11 protein-coding genes are annotated in these 8,400 nt (G+C 68.2%); all 11 read left to right on the top strand.

Annotation, left to right across the window (positions count from 1 at the left end; translation table 11 throughout):
• Nucleotides 1–383 (top strand): GTP-binding protein (locus ETD85_RS57520; RefSeq protein ID WP_138698280.1); only part of this gene is annotated, 383 nt, incomplete at its 5' end.
• Between the two features lie 57 nt (nucleotides 384–440).
• Complete coding sequence (gene ffh / locus ETD85_RS57515) at nucleotides 441–1,997, top strand: signal recognition particle protein (protein ID WP_138698279.1); 1,557 nt, start codon at nucleotides 441–443, stop codon at nucleotides 1,995–1,997.
• 295 nt (nucleotides 1,998–2,292) lie between these two features.
• Nucleotides 2,293–2,739, top strand: coding sequence for a 30S ribosomal protein S16 (rpsP, locus tag ETD85_RS57510; protein ID WP_138698278.1), 447 nt, complete (start codon nucleotides 2,293–2,295; stop codon nucleotides 2,737–2,739).
• Nucleotide 2,740: 1 nt separating this feature from the next.
• Entirely contained in the window at nucleotides 2,741–2,986 is a 246-nt protein-coding gene (locus ETD85_RS57505; RefSeq protein WP_043634919.1) for an RNA-binding protein, read from the top strand.
• Nucleotides 2,987–3,055: 69 nt separating this feature from the next.
• Nucleotides 3,056–3,556 carry a ribosome maturation factor RimM gene (gene rimM / locus ETD85_RS57500; protein WP_138698277.1) on the top strand — a complete coding sequence of 167 codons (501 nt, stop codon included), beginning with the start codon at nucleotides 3,056–3,058 and terminating at the stop codon, nucleotides 3,554–3,556.
• Nucleotides 3,556–4,335: a tRNA (guanosine(37)-N1)-methyltransferase TrmD gene (gene trmD / locus ETD85_RS57495; RefSeq protein ID WP_138698276.1), complete on the top strand. Its 780-nt coding sequence runs from the start codon at nucleotides 3,556–3,558 to the stop codon at nucleotides 4,333–4,335. The genes rimM and trmD overlap by 1 nt, the downstream gene beginning before the upstream one ends.
• A 136-nt stretch (nucleotides 4,336–4,471) precedes the next feature.
• Nucleotides 4,472–4,834 carry a 50S ribosomal protein L19 gene (rplS, locus tag ETD85_RS57490; RefSeq protein ID WP_138698275.1) on the top strand — a complete coding sequence of 121 codons (363 nt, stop codon included), beginning with the start codon at nucleotides 4,472–4,474 and terminating at the stop codon, nucleotides 4,832–4,834.
• A 143-nt stretch (nucleotides 4,835–4,977) separates the two neighbouring features.
• Nucleotides 4,978–5,838: a signal peptidase I gene (lepB, locus tag ETD85_RS57485; RefSeq protein WP_138698274.1), complete on the top strand. Its 861-nt coding sequence runs from the start codon at nucleotides 4,978–4,980 to the stop codon at nucleotides 5,836–5,838.
• Nucleotides 5,838–6,431: a signal peptidase I gene (gene lepB, locus ETD85_RS57480; protein ID WP_138698273.1), complete on the top strand. Its 594-nt coding sequence runs from the start codon at nucleotides 5,838–5,840 to the stop codon at nucleotides 6,429–6,431. Before lepB (ETD85_RS57485) ends, lepB (ETD85_RS57480) begins: the two co-directional genes overlap by 1 nt.
• Before the next feature lie 52 nt (nucleotides 6,432–6,483).
• On the top strand, nucleotides 6,484–7,152 hold the full coding sequence (locus ETD85_RS57475) for a ribonuclease HII (protein ID WP_138698272.1): 669 nt from the start codon (nucleotides 6,484–6,486) through the stop codon (nucleotides 7,150–7,152).
• A 39-nt stretch (nucleotides 7,153–7,191) separates the two neighbouring features.
• Nucleotides 7,192–7,515, top strand: coding sequence for a DUF2469 domain-containing protein (locus ETD85_RS57470; protein ID WP_026215037.1), 324 nt, complete (start codon nucleotides 7,192–7,194; stop codon nucleotides 7,513–7,515).
• Nucleotides 7,516–8,400 lie beyond the last annotated feature (885 nt).

Genomic DNA, 8,400 nt, shown 5'->3' with positions numbered 1-8,400 from the left:
TCGGCCGGGTCTCCCTCGATCGCGACCTGATCCTGTACCTGTTCGGCACCCCCGGGCAGCACCGGTTCTGGTTCATGTGGGACGACCTGGTGCGGGGTGCCATCGGCGCGGTCGTGCTGGTGGACACCCGCCGCCTGGCCGACAGCTTCCCCGCGATCGACTATTTCGAGGAGGCCCAGCTGCCGTTCATCGTGGGGGTGAACGGCTGGGACGGCCAGTACGCCCACAGCGATGCCGAGGTGCGCGACGCGCTCACCCTGGCCCCGCACATCCCGATGGTGCGCCTGGACGCCAGGTCGAAGGACTCGGTCAAGACCGCGTTGATCAACCTGGTCGAGCACGCGCTCACGGTCCGGATGGCCGTGCCAGGCTGGAGCGGCTAGCGAAGCGGATAGGCTGGAGTCTTAGACGTATATTCGCTTCGAGGACTGGCCAACCACGTGTTCGAGACGCTTTCCGACCGGCTGACATCGGTCTTCTCCTCCCTCCGATCCAAGGGGCGGCTGTCCGACGCGGACATCGACGCCACCACCCGTGAGATCCGCATCGCGCTGCTCGAGGCCGATGTCGCGCTCCCGGTGGTCAAGGCGTTCGTCGCCCAGGTCAAGGAGCGCGCCCGCGGCGCCGAGGTGTCGCAGGCGCTCAACCCGGCGCAGCAGGTCGTCAAGATCGTCAATGACGAGCTGATCGGGATCCTCGGCGGTGAGACCCGCAGGATCCGCTTCGCCAAGACGCCGCCGACGGTCATCATGCTGGCCGGCCTCCAGGGCGCGGGCAAGACGACGCTGGCGGGCAAGCTGGCGAAGTGGCTGCGCGAGCAGGGCCACGCGCCCATGCTGGTCGCCGCCGACCTCCAGCGGCCCAACGCGGTCCAGCAGCTCCAGGTGGTGGGCGAGCGGGCCCAGGTCGCCGTCTACGCGCCCGAGCCGGGCAGCGGCGTCGGCGACCCGATCGCGGTCGCCCGCCAGTCGATCGACGAGGCCAGGCGCCTGCAGCACGACATCGTCATCATCGACACCGCCGGTCGCCTGGGCATCGACCAGGAGATGATGAAGCAGGCCGCCGACATCCGCGACGCGGTCAGCCCCGACGAGGTCCTGTTCGTGGTCGACGCCATGATCGGCCAGGACGCCGTGATCACGGCGCAGGCGTTCATGGAGGGCGTCGGCTTCGACGGCGTCGTGCTGACCAAGCTCGACGGCGACGCGCGCGGCGGTGCGGCGCTCTCGGTCAGGCACATCACGGGCCGGCCGATCATGTTCGCCTCCACGGGCGAGAAGCTGGAAGACTTCGACGCCTTCCACCCCGACCGGATGGCCTCCCGCATCCTCGACATGGGTGACATCCTCACCCTGATCGAGCAGGCCCAGAAGACGTTCGACGAGGAGCAGGCGGCCAAGATGGCCGGCAAGCTCACGTCGGGGGAGAACTTCACGCTCGAGGACTTCCTCGAGCAGATGATGATGGTCCAGAAGATGGGGCCGATCAAGAACCTGCTCGGCATGATGCCCGGCATGGGGCAGATGCGTGACCAGCTCAACTCCATCGACGACCGCGACCTCGATCGCATCGCCGCCATCATCCGCTCGATGACCCCGGCCGAGCGCCAGGATCCCAAGATCATCAACGGCTCCCGGCGCTCGCGCATCGCCAACGGCTCGGGTGTCACGGTCAGCGCCGTGAGCAATCTGGTCACCCGCTTCTTCGAGGCACAGAAGATGATGAAGCGGATGGCCGGCGGCATGGGCATCCCCGGCATGCCGGGCGGTCGCGGCAAGGCGGCCAAGACCCAGAAGAAGGCCAAGAAGGGGCGGCGCGTCAGCGGCGACCCGCGCAAGGCGGCCCTGGGCAAGGCGTCGGCCGACGCCCCCGCCGAGGGTCCCGCCGAGCCCAAGCCGGGCGGCATGCTCGGCAACCTCGGGGGCAAGCTGCCTCCGGGGATGGAGCTGCCGCCGGGCTTCGACCCGTCGAAGTTCAAGCTTCCCGGCCAGAAATAGCCCGCTGCGCCCTCCCGTGCCTGCCCTTGGGCAGGTCACGGATGGTGCCCCGCCCGAGCAGGGCGGTCCGGGCACGCGATGCCTGTCCGGACCTTGCCGAGCCTTTGCGGCGACCTGCTGCTGGAGGTCGAAGGCAGTGCCCTCGATCTGGCACAATGGCATGTTGGAACATCGTGACCAGGCGGGTGCCCTCTCACCTCCCGCAGGCCGCGCCTGTCCCTGGAGCGTCGTCCCGTCGTGCCCCACTCGGCGAGATGCCGTTCACCCACGCTCGAATGCAGGAGAGACCACACCCGTGGCAGTCAAGATCAAGCTCAAGCGGCTCGGCATGATCCGCAACGCTCAGTACCGAATCGTCGTCGCCGACAGCCGCACCAAGCGTGACGGCCGGGCGATCGAAGAGATCGGCCTGTACCACCCGAAGAACGACCCTTCGCGCATCGAGATCGACGCCGAGCGGGCCGCTTACTGGCTGGGTGTCGGCGCGCAGCCGACCGAGCCGGTGCTCAAGCTGCTCAAGCTCACGGGCGACTGGCAGAAGTTCAAGGGCGAGCCCGCCCCTGCGCCTCTCAAGGTCGCCGAGCCCGCGCCCGACCGTCACGCCCTCTACGAGGCCGCGGCCAAGGAGGCGCTGTCCGGTGGCGACACCGGCACGGCCGCCACCACGCCGAAGCGGGCCAAGAAGAAGGAAGAGGCCGCCGAGGCCGCTCCCGCCGAGACCCAGACCGAGGGCGAGGCCTGACGTGCTCGAGGAGGCTCTCGAGCACCTCGTTAAGGGCATCGTCGAACATCCCGACGATGTCCGGGTCCGCGCACGCCGCATTCGCAGCGGGCGCGTCCTGGAGGTCCGGGTGCACCCCGAGGACCTGGGTAAGGTCATCGGACGCGGCGGGCGCACCGCCAAGGCGCTGCGCACGGTCGTGAACGCCCTGGCCGACGGGAAGTACGTGCGGGTCGACTTGCTCGATCTGCACGAAGCAGTCCGTTAGCGTCAGGTTCGCGCGCCCTCATCGGCTTCCGTCCGGTGGGGGCGCTCGCGTTTAGAAAGGGCAGGTTACGTGCAGCTGGTCGTCGGCCGGATAGGCCGTCCGCATGGGGTACGCGGTGACGTGACCGTGGAGGTGCGCACCGACGAGCCCGAGCTGCGCTTCGCCGTCGGCGCGTCGATCAGGACGGACCCCGCCGACAGGGGGCCGCTCGTCGTCGAGGGCCGCCGCTGGCACAAGGGAATGCTGCTGCTGTCCTTCGCCGGGGTCGCCGATCGCGACGTGGCGGCGGAGCTGCGGGGCACCATGCTGGTCATCGACTCGGACGAGGTCGTGCCTTCCGACGACCCCGACGAGTTCCACGACCACGAGCTCATCGGCCTGACGGTGGAGACCGTCTCGGGCGAGCCCGTGGGCGAGGTCTCCGACGTCCTGCACCACGGCCAGGACCTCTTGGTCGTCCGCAGGAGCGGGGCCGACGAGGTGCTCATCCCCTTCGTCAAGGCCCTGGTGCCCGACGTCGACGTGGCGGGGGGCCGGCTGGTCGTCGATCCGCCAGAGGGCCTGCTGTGATGCGGCTCGACATCATCTCGATCTTTCCCGAATACTTCGCGCCGCTCGACGTCTCGCTGATCGGCAAGGCCCGCGAGCGCGGCACGCTCGACGTACGCGTGCACCAGTTGCGCGACTGGGCCCACGACGTGCACAGGACCGTGGACGACACCCCCTACGGCGGGGGGCCGGGCATGGTCATGAAGCCGGAGGTCTGGGGCGAGGCCATCGACGCGGTGGCCGGCGACGGCTCGCCGCGGCTGATCGTCCCGACGCCGAGCGGGCGGCCGTTCACCCAGGAGCTGGCGCAGGAGCTGGCGGGGGAGCCGTGGCTGCTGTTCGCCTGCGGGCGCTACGAGGGCATCGACTCGCGCGTCATGGAGGAATACGCCGGGCGTCTGCGGGTCGACGAGGTCGGCATCGGCGACTACGTGCTGGCCGGGGGCGAGGTGGCGGTGCTGGTGATGGTGGAGGCCATCGGCCGGCTGCTGCCCGGCGTGCTCGGCAACGCCCAGTCGGCCGTGGACGACTCCTTCGCCCCCGGGTCCATGCAGAACCTGGTGGAAGGCCCCGTCTACACCAAGCCGCCGGTCTGGCGCGGGCGCGAGGTGCCCGCCGTGCTGCTGTCCGGGCACCACGGGAAGGTCGCCCGGTGGCGGCGGGACGAGGCGCTGCGGCGTACGGTGCGGAACAGGCCCGAGCTGGCGGCGGCGCTCGACCCGGCGACGCTCGACAAGCACGACAGGAAGCTCCTCGACGAGCTCTCGTTTCGCGTCGAGCCGGAAGATATGGCAAACTGAATCGCTGCCACCGTCACACGGGTGGTCAGTCATGCCCGGGAAACGGTCCCGGGTTCATCAAATCAGCAAGCGTGTCCGCCGCGAGCTCCGGCCGGGTGGACCTCCGCGTGCTCGCGAGGACTTGAGGACAGCTCTCATGCACACGAAGATCCAGGAGCTCGAGAGAGCGACCCTGCGTAGCGACGTCCCGAACTTCCGCCCCGGTGACACGCTCGAGGTTCACGTACGAGTCGTCGAAGGCAACCGCTCCCGCATCCAGGTCTTCAAGGGCTTCGTGCTGCGCCGTCAGGGCAGCGGCGCCCGCGAGACCTTCACGGTCCGCAAGGTCAGCTACGGCGTGGGCGTGGAGCGCACCTTCCCCGTGCACAGCCCGGTCATCGAGAAGATCGTGCTCGTGACCCGTGGCGACGTGCGCCGCGCCAAGCTCTACTACATGCGCGACCTGCGCGGCAAGGCTGCCCGCATCCGCGAGAAGCGTGACACGACGGCCGCCAAGTAGCCGCCCGTCTTTTCCGTTTGGCCCGCGCTTCGGCGCGGGCCTTTCGGCTTTACAGGGCGTTTCCTTTATGCGGAGCGACTCATGCATGGGTGTAACGTCGGTCGAGGCTTGTCGAGCCGATCCATCATCTAGGCTCGTCAGCGATGACTAGCGAGAACCAGGAGCACGGCGCGGCGCGCCGCCCTGTCGAGGACGAGGTGGACGTGGTCGCCGAAGAGACTCAGAAGCCGGCAAAGGGCGGAAAGAATGAGAAGAAAGGGTCGTTCTGGAAAGAGCTTCCCGTTCTTGTCGTCGTCGCGCTCGTGCTGGCCCTGATCATCAAGTCGTTTGTGGTCCAGGCCTTCTACATTCCATCGGAGTCGATGGAGAACACCCTGCTGAAGAACGACCGGGTGCTGGTCAACAAGCTCGTCTACCACATGCGCGACATCGAGCGCGGCGACGTGGTGGTCTTCTCGGGGGTCGACTCCTGGGACGGCGAGTTCCAGATGGAGGAGCCGTCCAACCCGGTCGCGGGCTTCTTCCGGTGGGTGGGCACCGCGTTCGGCGTCGTCCCCGGCGAGAAGGACTACATCAAGCGGGTCATCGGCGTCGGCGGCGACCACGTCAAGTGCTGTGACTCCAAGGGCCGCATCACGGTCAACGGCACGGCCATCGACGAGGAGAGCTATCTCTACCCGGGCAACGTGCCCTCCGACCGGTTCTTTGACATCACCGTGCCGCAGGGGCGGCTGTGGGTGATGGGCGATCATCGCTCGGTCTCGCTCGACTCCCGCTCCCACACCGGTGACGCCGGCGGCGGCTCCATTCCCGAAGGTCAGGTCATCGGGCGGGCGTTCGTGATCGTCTGGCCGTTCAACCGGGCGACCTCGATCGACATCCCCGACACCTTCGCGCAGCCCGGTCTCCAGGCACTCGGGAGCGCCGTACCGCTGGTCGCCGGGTTCGGGCTCGCCGTACCCTTGGTCCTGGTTCGTCGACGCTGGCTGGGGAGGAGGCGTTGATGGCCGTCACCAAGAAGGCGGAGGGCGTGGGGAAAGAGAAGAAGAAAGGCGGCTTCCGCGAGACGGTCCTGCTGCTGATCCTGGGCGTCGGCATCGCCCTGCTGCTGCAGGCGTTCGTGGTGGGCTCGTTCTACATCCCGTCCGTGTCGATGGAGAACACCCTGCTGGTCAACGACCGGGTCTTCGTCAACAAGCTCGCGGGCGCGCCCGAGCGCGGTGACATCGTGGTCTTCAAGGGCTGGAACGGCGAGGACACCATCAAGCGGGTCATCGGCGTGGGCGGCGACCACGTGGTGTGCTGCGACTCCAAGAAGCGCATCTCCGTCAACGGGACGGTGCTGGACGAGAAGTCCTACCTCTTCCCCGGCGATTTCGCTTCCGGCGATAAGTTCGACGTCACGGTGCCCGCCGGCAAGCTCTGGCTGATGGGCGACCACCGCAGCGCCTCGGCCGACTCCCGGGCTCACCAGGAGGAGCCTGGTGAGGGCTTCATCTCGGTGGACGCGGTGATCGGCAAGGCCGTCGTGCGCTACTGGCCGCTCTCCCGGGGCTATCTCTTCTCCCGTCCCGACATTTTCGACAAGGTCAAGTAGAGAGGGCTTTCGGTCGCGGGTTGCGGCGAATGGGGCGTACGCTGCCTCTGTCATGACAGTTGCGTTCCGCCCTCGACCGAGTGTCGTCCGTCGCGATTCCGGTCTCTACGCCTACGAGCGGGCGCTGGCCCGCCGCGGCCTCACCCCCATCGCGGGCGTCGACGAGGCAGGCCGTGGCGCCTGCGCCGGACCGCTCGTGGTCGCGGCCGTCATCCTGCGCAAGCAGATCGACGGGCTGGGCGACTCGAAACTGCTCTCCCCTGCGGTGCGCGAGCGCCTCTTCGCCCAGATCACGCGCTCCTCCCACGTCGGTATCGTCATCATCCCCCCTGGGGAGATCGATGCCAAAGGTCTTCACAAGTGCAACATTTCAGGAATGCGGCGGGCTGTCGCACAGTTGCCGTGTGACCCGGAGTACATCTTGACCGACGGCTTCCCGGTGCCGGGCCTCCCGGCGCCGTCGCTGGCCGTCTGGAAGGGGGACCAGGTGGCCGCGTGCGTGGCGGCGGCGTCGATCGTGGCCAAAGTGACGAGGGATCGCCTGATGGTCGCGCTGGACGTCCGCTTCCCGCAGTACGGGTTCGCCGAGCACAAGGGGTATGTCACACCAGGACACCGGCTGGCGCTGGAAACGCACGGGCCGTGTCCTGATCACCGTTTCTCCTTCGTCACGGTGGCGAGGGAGATGGGTGAGAATGAAATGGGGGCCGGGGTTGCCTGATCAGGCGAACCGGGGGACCGGTACGACAGGAGGACCGCGATGAGCGCAGAGGATCTCGAAAAGTACGAAACCGAGATGGAGCTGCAGCTTTACCGCGAATACCGCGATGTCGTCGGGTTGTTCACGTACGTGGTGGAGACTGAGCGGCGCTTCTATCTGACCAACTCGGTCGATCTCGACGTCCGCACGGCGGAGAACGGTGACGTCTTCTTCGACGTGAAGATGCAGGACGCCTGGGTGTGGGACATGTATCGGCCGGCGCGGTTCGTGAAGAACGTGCGGGTGGTCACGTTCAAGGATGTGAACGTGGAGGAGCTGGCCAAGGCGGACCTGGAGATGCCTAAGGAGGGCTTTTCCGGATAAGTGGGCTTATGCGGGAGGGGTAGCGGGGCCATAGGGCGGCGATGGTCGTGTGGCTTGCGGGGGTGTGCGCGCACGTAGGGTGTACGGTGCGACCGGCGCGGCGCCTGTAACCGCTCTGTACCTCCGTGACCGGCCCGTACCCGCCTGTGTCGCAGGCGTGCCGCCCTGGTGGCGGGCACGCTCGTGGTGGCCTGTACCGCTTTCGCGGCGATGAGCGCGTTCGCGCCCGCAGCGCCCTTGCGCCATGCCTGTGAGTAATTGCGTGTCGTGCCCTTAGCGCTTTCTCGTCTCGTGCCCATGAGCACCCTCGCGCCCGCGAGTGTCACGCCCGCGAGTGCCGTGGCCCTGAGTACTGCCGCGCCCGCGAGTGTCGCGGCCTTGTGCCCTCGCGCCCGCGAGCGTCGCGGCTCTGGGTGCCCTCGCGCCCGCGAGTGTCGCGGCTCTGAGTGCCTTCGCGCCCGCGAGTGCCGCGGTCTTGCGTGCCCCTGTGCTCGCCGCCTCCGCCCTAACTCGGCCCGCCGGCTCAGCCTCGGGGCCGAACTTCCGCCTACTTCCACCTGCTTTTCTCGTATGCCGGTGCATTTCCCGCCGCCTGGGCCCGGCCCGGTTGGGGGCGCGCCAGGAACCCACGGGCCACGGGCCTCCTGCCCGCTGGGGGCGGCCTACGGACACGGACATCCCTCGCCAGGCGACTCGCGGACCTCCTGCCTACCCGCTGAGCGACCCCCAGACCTCCCGCCTGCTGAACGGCTCCCCGACCTCCACTCTCAAGGCGACGCACGGGGCCTCATGCCCTCAAGTGCCAGTGGCGCATCGGATATTGGAGGACCGGCCCACCAGCCCCACCTAACCCTCGACCCAACCCGCCACTCGACCCCTATCCAC

Source organism: Nonomuraea zeae (genome assembly GCF_005889725.1).
GTDB lineage: Bacteria > Actinomycetota > Actinomycetes > Streptosporangiales > Streptosporangiaceae > Nonomuraea > Nonomuraea zeae.
This window is presented reverse-complemented; position numbering and strand designations above follow the sequence as displayed.

Bases quoted from the DNA above. Each gene is read 5' to 3' on its own strand.
- trmD (WP_138698276.1), top strand. From the start codon at position 3,556: ATGCGGCTCGACATCATCTCGATCTTTCCCGAATACTTCGCGCCGCTC.
- rplS (WP_138698275.1), top strand. From the start codon at position 4,472: ATGCACACGAAGATCCAGGAGCTCGAGAGAGCGACCCTGCGTAGCGAC.
- lepB (WP_138698274.1), top strand. From the start codon at position 4,978: ATGACTAGCGAGAACCAGGAGCACGGCGCGGCGCGCCGCCCTGTCGAG.
- lepB (WP_138698273.1), top strand. From the start codon at position 5,838: ATGGCCGTCACCAAGAAGGCGGAGGGCGTGGGGAAAGAGAAGAAGAAA.
- ETD85_RS57475 (WP_138698272.1), top strand. From the start codon at position 6,484: ATGACAGTTGCGTTCCGCCCTCGACCGAGTGTCGTCCGTCGCGATTCC.
- ETD85_RS57470 (WP_026215037.1), top strand. From the start codon at position 7,192: ATGAGCGCAGAGGATCTCGAAAAGTACGAAACCGAGATGGAGCTGCAG.